Origin of the sequence: Acinetobacter sp. 'aerobic (ED)', from assembly GCF_904886855.1 — a bacterium.
GTDB classification, from domain to species: Bacteria; Pseudomonadota; Gammaproteobacteria; order Pseudomonadales; family Moraxellaceae; genus Acinetobacter; species Acinetobacter courvalinii.
Genome location: NZ_CAJHGI010000003.1, coordinates 490,525 through 505,529, shown reverse-complemented (window position 1 = coordinate 505,529; position 15,005 = coordinate 490,525). Strand labels below are relative to the sequence as shown.

17 protein-coding genes and 1 tRNA gene are annotated in these 15,005 nt (G+C 44.2%); 11 read left to right on the top strand and 7 right to left on the bottom strand.

Features of this window, described 5'->3' with window-relative positions:
• Positions 1-8 precede the first annotated feature (8 nt).
• Both JO943_RS08570 and rdgB read left to right on the top strand, forming a co-directional pair.
• Positions 9-476 carry a hypothetical protein gene (locus JO943_RS08570; protein ID WP_202740509.1) on the top strand — a complete coding sequence of 156 codons (468 nt, stop codon included), beginning with the start codon at positions 9-11 and terminating at the stop codon, positions 474-476.
• 117 nt (positions 477-593) lie between these two features.
• Positions 594-1,217 (top strand): RdgB/HAM1 family non-canonical purine NTP pyrophosphatase, encoded by a 624-nt coding sequence (rdgB, locus tag JO943_RS08565; RefSeq protein WP_202740508.1) that lies wholly within the window; start codon positions 594-596, stop codon positions 1,215-1,217.
• 17 nt (positions 1,218-1,234) lie between these two features.
• On the opposite strand, the gene JO943_RS08560 is transcribed toward rdgB, so the two are convergent.
• Positions 1,235-2,122, bottom strand: a complete 888-nt coding sequence (locus JO943_RS08560) for a permease (RefSeq protein WP_202740507.1) — start codon at positions 2,120-2,122, stop codon at positions 1,235-1,237.
• 154 nt (positions 2,123-2,276) lie between these two features.
• Between JO943_RS08560 and tatA the strand changes: the two genes are divergently transcribed.
• The 4 genes from tatA (at position 2,277) to JO943_RS08540 (ending at position 5,873) form a co-directional block, all read left to right on the top strand.
• Positions 2,277-2,492: a Sec-independent protein translocase subunit TatA gene (tatA, locus tag JO943_RS08555; RefSeq protein WP_032876465.1), complete on the top strand. Its 216-nt coding sequence runs from the start codon at positions 2,277-2,279 to the stop codon at positions 2,490-2,492.
• Between the two features lie 12 nt (positions 2,493-2,504).
• Positions 2,505-2,945 carry a Sec-independent protein translocase protein TatB gene (gene tatB / locus JO943_RS08550; protein ID WP_202740506.1) on the top strand — a complete coding sequence of 147 codons (441 nt, stop codon included), beginning with the start codon at positions 2,505-2,507 and terminating at the stop codon, positions 2,943-2,945.
• Positions 2,942-3,706 carry a twin-arginine translocase subunit TatC gene (gene tatC, locus JO943_RS08545; RefSeq protein ID WP_005283090.1) on the top strand — a complete coding sequence of 255 codons (765 nt, stop codon included), beginning with the start codon at positions 2,942-2,944 and terminating at the stop codon, positions 3,704-3,706. Before tatB ends, tatC begins: the two co-directional genes overlap by 4 nt.
• Before the next feature lie 181 nt (positions 3,707-3,887).
• Positions 3,888-5,873 carry a PhoX family protein gene (locus tag JO943_RS08540; RefSeq protein WP_202740505.1) on the top strand — a complete coding sequence of 662 codons (1,986 nt, stop codon included), beginning with the start codon at positions 3,888-3,890 and terminating at the stop codon, positions 5,871-5,873.
• A gap of 50 nt (positions 5,874-5,923) precedes the next feature.
• Here JO943_RS08540 and JO943_RS08535 read toward each other — a convergent pair whose 3' ends face one another.
• Positions 5,924-6,706: an NRDE family protein gene (locus tag JO943_RS08535; RefSeq protein ID WP_202740539.1), complete on the bottom strand. Its 783-nt coding sequence runs from the start codon at positions 6,704-6,706 to the stop codon at positions 5,924-5,926.
• A gap of 106 nt (positions 6,707-6,812) precedes the next feature.
• Between JO943_RS08535 and lgt the strand changes: the two genes are divergently transcribed.
• Entirely contained in the window at positions 6,813-7,625 is an 813-nt protein-coding gene (gene lgt, locus JO943_RS08530; protein WP_005227354.1) for a prolipoprotein diacylglyceryl transferase, read from the top strand.
• A 102-nt stretch (positions 7,626-7,727) separates the two neighbouring features.
• Positions 7,728-8,093, top strand: a complete 366-nt coding sequence (locus JO943_RS08525) for a hypothetical protein (RefSeq protein ID WP_202740504.1) — start codon at positions 7,728-7,730, stop codon at positions 8,091-8,093.
• On the opposite strand, the gene wrbA is transcribed toward JO943_RS08525, so the two are convergent.
• Positions 8,090-8,689, bottom strand: coding sequence for an NAD(P)H:quinone oxidoreductase (wrbA, locus tag JO943_RS08520; protein WP_202740503.1), 600 nt, complete (start codon positions 8,687-8,689; stop codon positions 8,090-8,092). The two genes, JO943_RS08525 and wrbA, sit on opposite strands and share 4 nt — an antisense overlap.
• Positions 8,690-8,801: 112 nt before the next feature.
• On the opposite strand from wrbA, the gene JO943_RS08515 reads away from it, so the two are divergent.
• A complete protein-coding gene (locus JO943_RS08515) occupies positions 8,802-10,052 on the top strand; it encodes a YihY family inner membrane protein (protein ID WP_005227359.1) in 1,251 nt (416 codons plus the stop codon).
• Positions 10,053-10,078: 26 nt separating this feature from the next.
• Here JO943_RS08515 and JO943_RS08510 read toward each other — a convergent pair whose 3' ends face one another.
• Positions 10,079-10,984: a DMT family transporter gene (locus tag JO943_RS08510; protein WP_202740502.1), complete on the bottom strand. Its 906-nt coding sequence runs from the start codon at positions 10,982-10,984 to the stop codon at positions 10,079-10,081.
• Between the two features lie 107 nt (positions 10,985-11,091).
• Here JO943_RS08510 and JO943_RS08505 point away from each other — a divergent pair, with 107 nt between their 5' ends.
• Positions 11,092-11,892, top strand: a complete 801-nt coding sequence (locus JO943_RS08505; RefSeq protein WP_032868687.1) for an AraC family transcriptional regulator — start codon at positions 11,092-11,094, stop codon at positions 11,890-11,892.
• 88 nt (positions 11,893-11,980) lie between these two features.
• Here JO943_RS08505 and JO943_RS08500 read toward each other — a convergent pair whose 3' ends face one another.
• On the bottom strand, positions 11,981-12,625 hold the full coding sequence (locus JO943_RS08500) for a fumarylacetoacetate hydrolase family protein (protein WP_202740501.1): 645 nt from the start codon (positions 12,623-12,625) through the stop codon (positions 11,981-11,983).
• 33 nt (positions 12,626-12,658) lie between these two features.
• On the bottom strand, positions 12,659-13,156 hold the full coding sequence (locus tag JO943_RS08495) for a YcxB family protein (protein ID WP_199950393.1): 498 nt from the start codon (positions 13,154-13,156) through the stop codon (positions 12,659-12,661).
• Positions 13,157-13,519: 363 nt separating this feature from the next.
• Here JO943_RS08495 and JO943_RS08490 point away from each other — a divergent pair, with 363 nt between their 5' ends.
• A complete protein-coding gene (locus JO943_RS08490; RefSeq protein WP_202740500.1) occupies positions 13,520-14,818 on the top strand; it encodes an SRPBCC family protein in 1,299 nt (432 codons plus the stop codon).
• Between the two features lie 41 nt (positions 14,819-14,859).
• Here the strand turns inward: JO943_RS08490 and JO943_RS08485 are convergent.
• A tRNA-Arg gene (locus JO943_RS08485) sits at positions 14,860-14,936 on the bottom strand.
• Between the last annotated feature and the right edge of the window lie 69 nt (positions 14,937-15,005).

Sequence of the window (15,005 nt, the reverse complement as noted above, 5' to 3'; positions counted from 1 at the left end):
TTTATTAAATGAGCGAGATAGAAAAGGCAATATTCAAAGCAAAACTAGAATTGGAAATAATCACTGCGGAAGAAATCCAAAGGTGGGCAATTGAGACATTAGAAAAAGATTCATCGAATGATTTAGCTTTAGAAATATGCTTTCTATCAACACCAGAACAAATTACAACCTATTTTAATCAATTATCCCGAAGTCTATTTAATACAGATTTAACAAAGGTATCAGTCAATAAACTCTTAAAAGATTATATTGAAAAACATTTAGAGCTAGTCAAAAGCCAAGAGCTTCTATTTCCTTTTCTTCAGAAGCTTTTGGCTTTATCTAAGGCTGTAGAGAATGAGGATCTTTTTGAGTTATTAAATTATTATGATGACCAGTTCTACTTAAGTTTTGAAGGATATACGCCTTCTGAACCAGATGCTGTATTTAAAGAGTTCATAACCGATTTAAAAGATTTCTTATCTACACAAAGTTAAAGATATGAGGGAAAAGGAGCAATTACTCTTGCTTTCAGAATGTGATAATTCAGCACTATCCTATTGCATAAAAACCCCCTAAAATTCCACTTAATCTAAGCTAATCTAAAAATTCATATGTCTACCCAATCCTGGCTCAACCAAGGCAGCCTTGTGCTTGCAAGTAATAACAAAGGCAAAGTTGTCGAATTTGAACACCTCTTTCAACAACTGAATCTTCCTGTTGAAATCATTCCTCAAGGCAAACTCGATATTGAAGATGCCATTGAAGATGGTCTCAGCTTTGTTGAAAATGCCATTATCAAGGCACGTCATGCGTCTAAGCTTTCAGGTAAACCTGCACTTGCAGATGACTCTGGGCTATGCGTTCCGGTTTTAGGCGGTGCACCTGGCATCTACTCGGCGCGCTATGCAGGCGAACATGGTAACGATGCTGCCAATAATCAAAAGTTGCTGGCCGATCTTGCACCTTTTCGTAAAGACGGTGAAGTGATTGAAGGGATGTTTGTGTGTGTACTCGCACTGGTCACGCATGCAGAAGACCCGCTACCACAAATTTTCCAAGGTATCTGGAAAGGTAAGATTTTAACAGCAGCGCGTGGTGAAAACGGTTTTGGTTATGACCCTTTATTTTGGCTACCTGAACTCAATGTGTCGAGTGCCGAACTCAGCAAAGCTGAGAAAAACAAGATCAGCCACCGTGGCCAAGCCATGCAGCTATTTAAAGCCAGTCTGGTTTAAAACACGCAAGTGCTCTCCTAAATGAGGGCGCTTTTTATATGTAGCAATAGACCATAGTTCACAATCACAATAGAACTGACGATGGTTCCTGCAGCAATATAGCGAGCTGAAACGCCTGTCCCTTGGTAATGCGTCTCCAATGCCACAATATTGGCGGCGGGCGGTAGACAGAATAAGAAAAACAGAACTGGAATCAAAAATTCAATCTGCGGCATGGCGATAAAATAATAAGTCATGGTACATATGATGACGCCACAGAGTAGCTTGAACATTAGGGTTCGAGTGCTCAGCAGCAAATCAGCCACATGTACACGAGTATGTCTCAGCCACATTCCCAGAATGCACATGCCGGCAAAGCTCATCCCAAACTTGGCAATCTCATACGCCCCTTCTACCAGCGCATTGCCTTGCAAATCATGCCCTCCCAACAGCCATAAAACCAAGGCTGCGAACAAGGCCAATACAGGGGGTGATTTCAGTACTTTTTGCAATGTTGCAAGGTAATCCGTCGGCCCGTCTGAAACCGCAGCCACCGCCCAGATATTGCCAAACAGTGAACCACCAATATATAACGCAATCATGGCTGCGCTGACCTGCTCTCCAAATAAGGCGATAGCAAATGGAAAACCCAACCAGCCGATGTTGCTATAACTCACACAGAGCGCCTGTAAGCGATCCGTCGAAAGAAGGAAAAAGCCATAAAATAAAATAATCGATGTAATAAAACTAAATCCCATCAAGGCCAAGCTGCCTGCCTGATAAAACACCATGTTGTAGATGATCACCGCCGGGATAAAAAGCCGTGCCAATAAGGAAGATAGGACTTTCTTCGCCTGTTCTGCGACTCTGAACTGAGCAAGCAATAGCCCGAATATAAAGGCACTTACTGGAAGAATGAAGGTCATGTCGATCTATTTTTTTATCATGTCTTGATAGGCTGCTTATGCTAGCACTATTTAGCATGGGATAAATGCACTGTCTTAAAACTGCAATATAAATGTCACATCTTTGTCATGCCAAACTGTTGAGATATATCCAAAGTTTTATAGGAATAGAATGATGGCGGGTTTATCAATTTGGCATGTACTGATTTTTGCAATCGTGGTGATTTTACTTTTCGGTACATCAAAGCTTAAAAATCTGGGTAAAGATGTCGGTGGCGCAGTGAAAGACTTCAAGAAATCCATGAAAGAAGACGAAACGGCGGCCTCTTTAAATGAACCTCGCACTATTGATGCTCAAGTTAAAAATACTGAAAGCTCAGTAAAAAGTTAAGCGAGCACGACTATGCTGAATTTGGGAATGACCGAAATCTTTTGCTTTGCAGTGATTGCATTGCTGGTGCTCGGTCCTGATAAATTACCAGAAGCTGCCCGGTTCGTAGCCAAATGGTATGGAAAAATTAAAAAGTTTATCAACAATATTCAGAATGAAATTGACCGCGAACTTCGCCTTTCCGAGTTCCGCGAAGAAATGCAAAAAGAAATTGATAAAATCACAGAACTTGAACGCAGGATGCAACAACAGCTAGATGCGCTTAAAAATACACAAACGCCTTCCGAGACTGAACAAGTCCAAGCTGAGACTAAAGCTCCCATCATCTATACGCTGAGTCCACAGCAAGCGATCCTGCCGTTCAGTCTTGAATATCACAAGCAATTACCTTTCAAACCTGAGCCGAGTCTGTCGACTCAACCGTTTGATACAGAATTAAAGATTGCCGTATGAGCCAGTTACCTTCGACCTCAGTAAATCCTGAAGAAACCCTGCAACAAATGCCAGTGATGCAGCATTTGATTGTACTCCGTCAATATCTGTTCAAGATTGTCGGGGTGACGATTCTGCTGTTCTTCTGTTTATTACCGTTTAGAAACACGACCTATCAATGGCTTTCAGAACCGTTAAGACAACAGCTACCTGCCAGCTCAACCATGATTGCGACTGATGTCACGGCAACATTCATGGCGCCATTCAAGCTGAATCTGTTTGTAGCATTCATGCTGGCCATGCCGTATATCATTTACCAGATTTGGTCATTTATCAAACCGGCCCTGTATGAAAAGGAACGCCATCTGGCTATTCCGCTGCTATTGGGCAGTATCGTACTGTTTTATCTGGGTGTGGCCTTTGCCTATTTTATTACCTTGCCGGCAATTTTACATTTCTTTATCAGTGTTTCACCTGAAACCGTTGCTCCAATGACCGATATCAACAGTTATTTAAGTTTCTGTTTAAAACTGTTTCTGGTGTTTGGTTTTACCTTCGAAATTCCCATCATTACGCTGGTTCTGATTTTAATTGGTGTGGTGAGTACCCAGAGCCTGATTGAGAAACGCCGTTTCATTGTGGTCGGCTGTTTCTTTGTTGCCATGTTTGTAACCCCACCTGATGCCTTGTCGATGATTATGCTGGCAGTACCGATGTGGATGTTATTCGAACTGGGTTTATTGTTTGGAAAAATACTCGAAAAACGTAAAGCATCCGCTTAAATGAACCGAATCAGATCCCTGAGCATGCTTCAGGGATTTTCTATTTTAAATTTATATTTTTTAGCTATTTATAAAAATTAAATTGTCTTGAAACTGCCTTCAAACTGTCAAAAAACTGTCATCTCCACTTCATAGAATCAATCAGGATTTATTTACCCTATATTATAGATACGGAATTATTATGACAGCCAATACCACTCAGCCAAGTCGTCGTGATATTTTAAAATGGTTCGCTGGCGTTCCATTTTTACCATTGGGGGCAATGGGGACAGCAGCAGCTTTAACGGGTTGTAATGATGACAACGATAACAATGTTGTTACACCACCGGCGAAACTGGTTAAATTCAAAAATGCCAAATTTACACCTATGGCAGCACCCTCAACCACAGCAGAAATGGCCACCACTTCAGTCAAGTCTAGCCTGACCGTGACCTGGGAAGACAACACCACTACCGAATATAAACTGGGTTATCAGGAATTTTTCCGCACAGGTATGCAAGTGGACAATATCGATGGTGGAAAAATTATTGCCGGTAGCTATTACGACATCAACAATAAACCGATCCGGGATACTTCGGTTGCAGGTCAGGAACGTCAATTCTTCTCTGACTGTCCAGATGGTTCGTCAATGATTCATCTGCAAGATGCACAAGTACCGGGCGTCAACAATCCAGTCTTCCATGTGGTGCAATTCGAATACACCACACAAAACCTGGCTCAACAAAGTATGTATGGGCAATTACCTTCTCCAATTGCGGTACTGACTTTAGATCAGGATCAGAAAACAGGTCATCTGGCATTGAAAAAATACTTCAATGTCGATATGTCCAAAGTGCATGGTCTATGGATTACCTGTGGTGCGAGCCTCTCCCCTTGGAATACCCATCTTTCTAGTGAAGAATATGAACCGGATGCTTTTGATCAGATCGGTAGCAGCCTCGCAACCTTGAAAGCCTATAGTAAAAATCTGTATGGCAATGAAAATACGGCGAATGTCTATAACTACGGCCATTTACCGGAAATCATTCTGGATGGTAAAGGTCGTGGTACTGCGGTTAAACATTATTGCCTAGGCCGTATTTCACACGAACTGATTCAGGTGATGCCAGATAACCGCACCGTGATCATGGGCGATGACTATACCAACGGCGGTTTCTTTATGTTTGTTGCAGATAAAGAGAAAGATCTTTCTGCAGGCAGCCTATACGTTGCGAAATACACAGCTGAATTGAATGAAACCTCTACTGCACCGATTAAGTGGATCAAACTGGGCCATACCAACAGTAAAACCATTGAAGATCTGGTCAATGTTCGTGGCATTAAAGCCGAAAACATTATGGAGAGCTTAAGCACTGCTCCAGCAGATTTGACCGGCTATACCCAGATTGTACTGGATAAGAAAACCCTGTGGGTCAAGTTAAAAGAAGCCAATAACGGTTTCAGCAAAGCCGAAATCGAACTGGCGGCAGCTTTCCTTGAAACTCACCGTTATGCGGCGCTCAAAGGCGGCAGTATGGCTTTCACCAAGATGGAAGGCACCACGGTCAATATCAAGGATAAAGTGGCTTATTCTGCGCTGGCCAATATTCAGGACTCCATGATTGAAGGTAAATCAGGCTGGGTGGCTGAACATAATGTGAAATTCAAAAACACCCTGAAAGCCGGTGGTGTACTTGCACATGACCTTAAAGGCAGCCAGATCGATCACTTAAATGGTGTCATCAATAGTGAATGGACACCTTATCAAAGTCATATGGTCTTGATGGGCAAGGATATTCCAGTGGATAGTCTGGGCAATACGGCTGATCCAGACAATATCGCCAGTCCAGATAACCTAAAATTCTCTGAAACCTTACGTACCCTGTTCATCGGTGAAGATAGCGGTAACCATACCAATAACTTCCTGTGGGCATATAACGTGGATACCAAGTCTTTAGACCGAATTCTGTCAACACCGGCAGGTGCAGAATCAACCGGTTTACATGCGGTTGATTCAGTCAATGGCTGGACCTATATCATGAGCAATTTCCAGCATGCTGGTGATAGCTCAAAACTGCCTGCTGACTTGAAAGCAACCGTTTTAGCCAACTACAATGGTGGTTATAGTGCCAGCGTCGGCTACATCACTGCTGACCCAGTTGCACCATCAATTGAGAAAAAAGCTTAAATCCAAGCTTTCATTGTAAAAAGAAAATGCCGACTTCATGTCGGCATTTTTTATGGGTGCAACTCGAGCTCTAACGCAACAATCTGTCCCTGCTGTTGCCCTTGCTGGGATTTTTCTAGCCATTGCCATTGTGTTGAGTTGAGTCTTAAAAAGTTTGAGCAGCGTGTGCCGTAGACCGGACTCTGGATAAAGGTCGAAGACAATAAGGCTTCCATTTCAGTGCTGATGCCGGTGTCAGGTAACAGGTCTGCAATGACCTTGCGCTCATCCTCCAGAATATCCCAGGCCGCATGTCTGAGCTCAGCCTCAGATATTTGTGTTTGTTGCAGCATCGGTAAAAACTCCTGGGTAAAGCGTTTGCGTAAATGTCGGGTCTTTTGCCAATCTTCGGACATTAAGCCATTCGATACCACATATACCCCATTCGCCAGTACCTGAGGCGCTTCCCCCCGGTTACTCATGTAAACGGCCTGCTCCCGATCGCCAACAAACAGATTAAAGCCTGCATAATCCTGCTGTCGCTGTTCTAGTTGCTGGGCAAAACGAATCGGTGCCAGCTCACTTTCCAGAAAAGACTGGATCAGATGGCCACGTGAAGTGGTGTAGGATTGCTGATCCCGGCCATTACGAAAATTGGTGAGGATGGCCCATCGTCCCGATGCAGTCACGCCCATCCAGGTCCCGCCTGACTGCAAGTCCTGTCCGGCCACAATCGGACTCGCGGTCCACTGATGTAAAGCGGCACTAGGACGATGATAAAATTCATCACGATTTGAAAGTAGACATAATGGCATCTCATCCAGTACATGCCATGCGAAAGCGACAATACACATTGATTTGGTTCTCACATCTTTACACATTGAATGTACAACATTTTTCACATCATTCCGCTACAATCTGATCAAAACTTAATTTCAAATTCTACATTGAGGAACAGCAATGCTGACCTATCCAAATATTGATCCAGTTGCGCTGAGCTTAGGACCAGTCAAGGTGCACTGGTATGGACTCATGTATCTGTTGGCTTTTCTATGTGCCTGGGGTTTAGCATCGTACCGCGCTAAACAACGTGATGGCTGGACTGCCGATATGGTTTCAGATCTGGTGTTTTACGGTGCGCTGGGTGTTGTGCTGGGTGGACGTGTCGGCTATGTGCTGTTTTACGAATTCGGTAAGTTTCTGGAAAATCCACTGTGGTTATTTCAGGTCTGGACCGGCGGCATGAGCTTCCACGGCGGTTTCCTGGGTGTCATGATTGCCATGTTGTTCTGGTGCAAAAAGTACCAGAAAACCTGGTTTCAAACCCTGGATTTTATTGCACCATGTGTACCAACAGGTCTTATGTTCGGGCGTTTTGGTAACTTTATTGGCGGGGAACTTTACGGCCGTCAAGTGCAAGATCCGAACTATCCGTTCGGGATGATTTTTCCGACCGATCCATTAGGTCTGGTCCGTCATCCTTCACAAATCTACCAAGCGCTATGTGAAGGTTTGATCCTGTTTATCGTACTGTGGTGGTTTAGTTCCAAGCCACGTCCACGTATGGCGGTTTCTGCGCTGTTCCTGACCGGATATGGTGTTGCCCGCTTCTTTATGGAATTCTTCCGTCAACCCGATGCAGACCAGGGCTTTATCCTGTTTGGCTGGATGACCAAAGGCCAGATCCTCAGTTTCCCAATGATTATTATTGGTCTGTGGATGATCTGGTACGCCTATCGTCGAAACATCTATGACTGGCAGTTAAAGAAATAAAATGATGGGAGCAAAAGCTCCCATTTTTTTGCGCTGTATTCATTATCCATAAAAAGCGTATAGTGATTTTAGAAGCTATCCCTATCGCAACAGGTCAAAGCGATGCCAGATCACCGTGCAGGCTTTAAAAGCCACCAACTCGTTCTATCGCTCTCCCCTTTACAATTAAATCGGGAGCTTGTGACAGCAATAGAAAAGACACTTGGCCTTTCCTTCCTTAATGAAGATGAGCCACATCGGGTGTGTTTTGCCAATCAAAATGCTGAACTGCAAGATGCCTATAAACAGGTTTTCAGTGCTATCGATCTGCTTGATTATGTCTATGCCATGTTGCTCTCAGCACAAGGCAATCTCGATAAAATATCGCTGCTCAGTGAACATCAGAGCATGATTGCCTATCCAACCGATCCTCTACACTTCTGGCAATTGGTTCGAGTCGGACAACAATACCGCCTGTCCCAGACTTAAAATTTTCCAGCCAACGCCTTAACGACTTCGCCCAAACGCTTGCCTTGTGCTTCACACAGAACCTTTTCATCCTGGCTCAGGCTTTGATCATGGCGAGGCCCACTGACATGGCTGGCGCCATACGGTGTTCCACCGGTTTTGGTATTCGACAGGGCTGGAATCGAATTGGGCAAGCCCAAAATCATCATACCGTGATGGAATAATGGCGGCAGCATGGTCAATAACGTACTTTCCTGCCCGCCATGCATGGAGCCTGAAGAGGTGAAGACACAGGCGGGTTTATCATGCAAAGCGCCATTCAGCCATAAACTGGTGGTTTGATCCCAAAAGTACTTCATCTCACTGGCCATATTGCCAAAACGCGTTGGCGAACCCAAGGCCAAACCGGAGCAATGGCTGAGATCGTCCAAAGTGCAATAAAGGTCGCCTTCTGCTGGAATACTGGGCGCCGCTTCAGTGACGACGGTGGCTAAATTCGGCACGGTTCGAATGCGCGCTGTTACACCTGTAGCTTCAATGCCATCGGCAATCAGATGCGCCATTTGCTTAGTGGAACCATATTTACTGTAATAAAGAACAAGAACGTAAGGTTGCATCACTTTCAAGAATTTTGTTAAAAAGGACACTATACGACATTTTATACATTTTAGGCTGTTACAAGTCCTGTGCTTTTGCAGGATCTTATTAAAAATAATTAGGATAGAACCCATGATCTTAGACCGTTATCTAAAAAAACTGCCTTTTTTAGAAAAAACATGGTTTCAATTTATTGTGTTTGTGTTACGACGTTTTGAAGCGGATCGCTGTCGGGAACAGGCAGGAGGACTGACCTATACTACCCTGTTTGCAGTCGTTCCGATGTTGACTGTTTTTCTGGTGATTATCTCCTCGATTAAAGCCTTAGAGCCTGCGCGGCAACAGTTACAACAACTGATTTACAGTAACTTTTTACCCAAAAGTACCATCGCCTTTGACAAGGCCTTGAATGCCTTTACCGAGAAATCCAGCAATCTTACCGTGATTGGTGTGCTGTTCCTGTTTGTGACCACCGTGCTGATGCTGACTTCGATTGAGAATGTGTTTAACCGCATCTGGCGTGTTAAGGAAACTCGCACGGGTCTGGTCGGTTTTATGCGTTACTGGACCATTATTTCACTGGGCCCAATTGTGTTGGGCAGTGCTTTTGTATTGTCTTCAACTGTCGCTTCGATGAGTATTCTCAGCAATAATTTTGCAGGCTATCAGCTGGATGGTGCCTTCCTGCTCTGGCTAATCTCGTTTTTACTGACCGTTGTTGGCTTCTTCATTTTATACTGGACCATCCCGAACCGTATTGTCCCGGTTTTTTCAGCCTTTATTGCTGCCTGTTTTAGTGCGACCGTATTTGAAATTCTAAAACGTTTTTTCGGCTGGGTGATGAGCAACTTCACCAGCTATGAAATCGTTTATGGCGCATTTGCCGCTGTGCCGATCTTCCTGCTCTGGATTTACCTGTCTTGGAATATCATTTTATTGGGGGTTGAAATCAGCTATGCCCTCACCGCCTTTCACTCTGGCAAAGAACAGAAACGCCATCCAATCCTGATGTTACTCGACATTCTGGAACTGTTTTACAAGAAGCAGCAGATTGGACAAAGTGTCAGTGAGAAAGAGCTATTGAATATTATCGGTCGTGGCGAATTAGGTCGACTACCGGCTTATATCCTGCAACTGGAACAGCAGAACCTGATTATGCGCACGGATAAAGATGAATATGTACTGGTGCGGAATCTGGCGCAAGTCGATTTCTGGAGTTTCTTTACCGCCCTGCCTTATCCATTACCGTTACGTCCCGATGTTGAAAATATTCATCAGGACGATGAATGGATGGAACGGCTCGGCCCGTCCCTGATTGAAAGTAATGATTATTTAGCTGCCAAGCTATCCATTCCGCTGTCCACCATCTTTGAACAGAAATAGTCAAAAGGCCTCAATCGAGGCCTTTTTTAATTTCTGATCCAGCCTTGCAGACTAACCACCACAATGCCAAGTAATACCAAGGCTGAGCCCATCACAAAATTCAGTTCAATTTTTTCGCCCAGCAAGCAGACGCCAAAAGCTATTCCAAATAACGGCGTAAGGAATGAAAATACGCCCAGTCGCGAGGCCAGATAATTGCGTAATAACCAGAACCAGGCCAGGAAACTGGCAAAGGACACAATCAGGGTATGAAAGGTCAGACTGCCGATCACCAACGGGGTAAAATGAATGGTGGCTTGTCCGAGAAAAAATGCCAAACCGAACAGCAATACAAAACTGCCTGCCAGTTGATAAAACAGAGTTTGGGTAACGGCGGCCTGAGCCAGCGAAGATAAACGAACTGTCACCGTGGTTGCCGCCCAGGCAATCCCCCCTGCCAAAGCCAGTAAGTCCCCCCATAACATCTGCTGTTCTAGCTGGTTGGCACCTGGATTTGCCCTCATAAAAGTGACCACAATGCCTAAAAAAGCAATGGCAATACCACTCCACTGCAGCACACTTAAACGCTCGGAAGGCAGCTTCCAGTGCAGCCCCAAAGCCACAAAAATGGGAGCGGTATACAACAGCACCACCGCATGAGATGCAGACGTCCATTGCAAGGCCTGCGCCAGTAGAAAGAACTCCAAAGAAAATAAAAAAGCGACCAGTGCCCCTGCCTTGAGATTCTGGCGATTGAATAACTGACTGGCTTTATCCAGATACAGCAACGGTAATAACAAAATTGCAGCCAAACCTGACCGCAATGCAATCTGCATTAAGGGCGAAATATCGGGAGCTGCCATTTTTAAAATGACTTGTTGTAAGCCCCAGATCATACACAGTACGACCATCAGGCCCGATGCAGTTGCATCTAATGCTTTGCGCTCATCCATCGCACGCTCCCGATTCTATTATTTGAGCACCAATATAAGGCTGTCAGATTTTCATGATATAGTGAAAATCTGACAAGACATGCGTGTTTTCGGGCAATTCTCATCTTATGAAAAAGTCAGCACAACGGATTCAGGATTTTCAGGCCATTCCAACCTACAATGATATTCCTGCACCTTTATGGTTACGGGTTCGGGATGCGCCTGCAGAGACTTTTTATCCTAAACATGCGCATGCTTGGGGGGAGTTTATTTATGCCTTTGACGGGGTGCTTGAAGTCAATATTGAGCAGATCAATTACCTTACCCCGCCGCCTTATGGCATCTGGTTGCCGCCGCATCTGCAACATAGCGGGATTAACCGGAATGATGTGACCTATTGTACGCTTTATATTCATGAATCATTATGTCAACGGATGCCACAACAGGCCGGGATTTTACTGTCCGCACCGCTGGTTTCCGCGCTACTGGAACATCTTCGTCACACAGCATTTTCAGAACACGATCCTGAATATATCCGCCTACTTCAGGTTTTACTGGACGCACTGACCCATGCTGAACTGGTCGGCAGCTATTTGCCCACCACGCAACATCCGGCACTGGCTAAGGTTCTGAGCCATTTACATGAGTTTCCTGCAGACAACAGCACCCTTGAACAGCTTGCCCACATGATCAACATGACCGAACGCACGCTGGCCCGCTATAGTCAAAAAGAATTGGGCATGTCATTGCATGAATGGCGGCAGCGCTTAAAAGTCATGAAAGCCATGTCGATGCTCAATCAGGGTAAGACCATTGAAAGTATTGCGCTGGATTTGGGTTATGCCAGCTCATCCGCTTTTATTTATATGTTTAAACGCTGGATGCATTTCACCCCTGACCAGTTCCGCAAGCTCTATCAAGGCAGTTAAGCTTTGCTTGGATAGTGCATAAATGATCAGGTCTTTCAATAAAAAAGCGCTGCTATTTATCGAGCAGCGCTTCTTTATCTTGCTGTTTTTATTGTGCTTTCACAAAGCTATCCCAGTCATATTCACCAGACTGGGTAATCAGTTTCATGGTCAACTGATCATTGGCACGTAAAGCGCCGACACCTGCTGGTGTACCGGTCATAATGACATCACCTGCTTCCAGGCTAAAACATTGATTGATCTCAACCAGTAACGCACCAATATCCCGAATCATGTCTTTGCTAAATCCATGCTGACGCTCAACCCCATTAATGGTGAAAATGAGTTCCAGCTCCTGCAAGTCGCCAATTTCATCCGCTTCGATCCAGTCCGCCAGAAGACAGGCTCCGTCAAAGGCTTTGGCACGTTCCCAAGGCTCGCCTTTGGCTTTTAAATTCCCTTGCAAATCACGCAAGGTTAAGTCCAGCCCCAAGGTCACTGCACCAACGGCTTCCAAAGCTTTGGCTGGATCCGTTTCTTGAGAGAGAGGATGGGTGATTTTTAAACAGATTTCACATTCATAATGACACTCCCCTAAAGCCTGATTCCAGCTGATTCCCTCAGATAAAGGACTCAAACTGCTCGGTGGCTTGATGAATAAGATCGCACGATCAGGAATAGGGTTGCCTAACTCTTTGGCATGTTCTGCATAATTTCGGCCGACACACACAATTTTTGAAGGACGTGTACTCATGAATGTTCCTTGTTCTTTGAACCGCTGATAAATTTACTTTTTAAAGCTATTTTCAAACTTGGTTTGATCTGAAGTATTTGCAAATGCACGTTTCGGTACAATAATCACGGTATGATTTTTCAGTTCCAGCATATAGGTCAGCTTGCCAGTTGCAAAAGATTGTACCTCGGTATACTGAGTTCTCTGGGTTTTGCCTGTTGCGTACAGTTCAAAATGATCCTGATATAAATCAATCCCCTGCTCACTTTTACCGAACTGGTAACGGACAAACTGGCGCTTGAATAACATCGGCAATAACCAGTAGCGCATTACGCCCTGCATCAGCAGAAAGAACGCACCCAATGCCACATAATAGCGCCCGACTCCAGAGAAGCCTAAATAAATCCCCCACAGGATAATCGCGATACTAATCACCGGTGTTAGAAAACGGCTAAAGGTCTTTTTACCAAAAGTGACCAGAGCAAAACCATCCTGTGATTCTTCCAGATTCAGATAATAGCGCACAGAGACCGTTGGACGTTGTTCAGACATTTTGATTTCTAACATTTGAAAAAAACTGACCTATTAGAACATAAATGCTTCACAGGTAAATCACCTTTCTGGCGTTTTGATACAAAATTTAAATCTGAGATTTAAGCTAACTTGATGATTCTTTTTTTATATCAATTTATCCCGATGCTTTGATTTTAAAGTCCTGCAAAATATCGTCTTTTGTTCTTAAATCGCCTGCATATATATTTATATGCTCAACCAATCGAATCAAGTTTCTGGCGAAGTTTTACACAACATGACTATTTTTTAACGCTAAAAAATCTTATTAATAACGGACATGGATACACTCAATTACAGGGTGTTAATGCCCGCCAAATCACGAATAAAAAGCAAAGGAATGTGATGCATTATTTGAATGGACTACTTATCTCTTGTATTTTTCTAGGCACAACACAAAGTTGTTTTGCTCAACTGTTGTCATGGAATGACAATATCCCCAGTGCTTTACAGCCATTTCAAAACAACCCCAAAATACTGGCAGGTTATACCCAAAACACGATTTTTATCTATGGACATCCTGTCACAAAAACGGCACTCCCCACCTTAAAAACCAATCCTCAACCCAGCGTGAGTTTCAATTCGGCTGCGATGATTGTACCCGTCAACGCCCAGCAGGTGGCCAAAACCTTAACTGATTTTAAGCAATATGTCGGTTTATTCCCGACCTTGAAATCCGCCAAAGCACTGCAACACTCAGGCAATATTGTCCAGATGAAATATCGGGTCTCGATTCCGACACCTATTCCCGTGCTGAACTTCAATGAAGACGTCACCTTACAGCATCAGATTCAACCCAATAGCATTTCCAGCTTGGTGATTGATGCACCCATTCCTTATGGCGTAGGTAAATTTGAATGGTTTGCCCTAGATGAACACCACACCTTAATCACCTTAACCCAATGGGGAGATCTGAACCAACCCAAGGGATTTATTTTTAAGAAAATTCTGAATGCCATTCCTGAAGTCAAGCTGGGTATTCCCAGCGGTACCAATGCTTTTGTAATGGAGGCGCTCAGAAACCGTTTTAATCAGCAAAATATAATCGCCCTGAATGCCGGACAAATTCCCAGCCCGCAACTGAATCGCGCACAATTGCTAAAAATCGCACAACTGAGCCAGAATGCCCAGCAGCCGGTGAGCTTTCTGCATGCGCCCACCAGCGTACTCTATACCCATGGACGTGAAGCCATGCGCTTTACCACAACCTATCGTTTTTATACGCAATCCCCTCAACCCTTACAAAAATGGTTGAGTCCTAATGCCTATCAGGAACTGTTCCCCCGCCAGATTAAAAAAGTGGTCACGACACCTGTTCAGAATCAGGCGCAGGATGCAGATCTAAAGGTCAATGTCGGTTTGGGCGTGATCAATATTCCCTTTGCTTTTAAACTGCATTTTAACTATCCCAACACGACTGAAAATAGTTTTTATGCCAATGGCGGAGACTTACGCTTTATCAAAGGGGAAATGCGCCTTGCTGCTCAAGATCAAGGAACCTTATTTAAAATGACAACAAGCATGAAAATCGATGAAAAGGCACCTTTTTTACTCAGGGCAATGCGAAGCCTGCCTTATCATGACGTGCTACCTGCGGTTGGTGGGAATGCGGTATTTGTACAGAAGCTCAAGACAAAAATTTAAGACACAAAAAAACCGCATTTAAGCGGTTTCTTTTTTCAAATTGGTGCGCTCAGAGAGATTCGAACTCCCGACCCCTTAGTTCGTAGCCAAGTGCTCTATCCAGCTGAGCTATGAGCGCATATTTGATGGAGGGCATTATACGCACTTTTTGGTAAAAGATAAGGCCTTTTTCAAGCATGAGTGATCA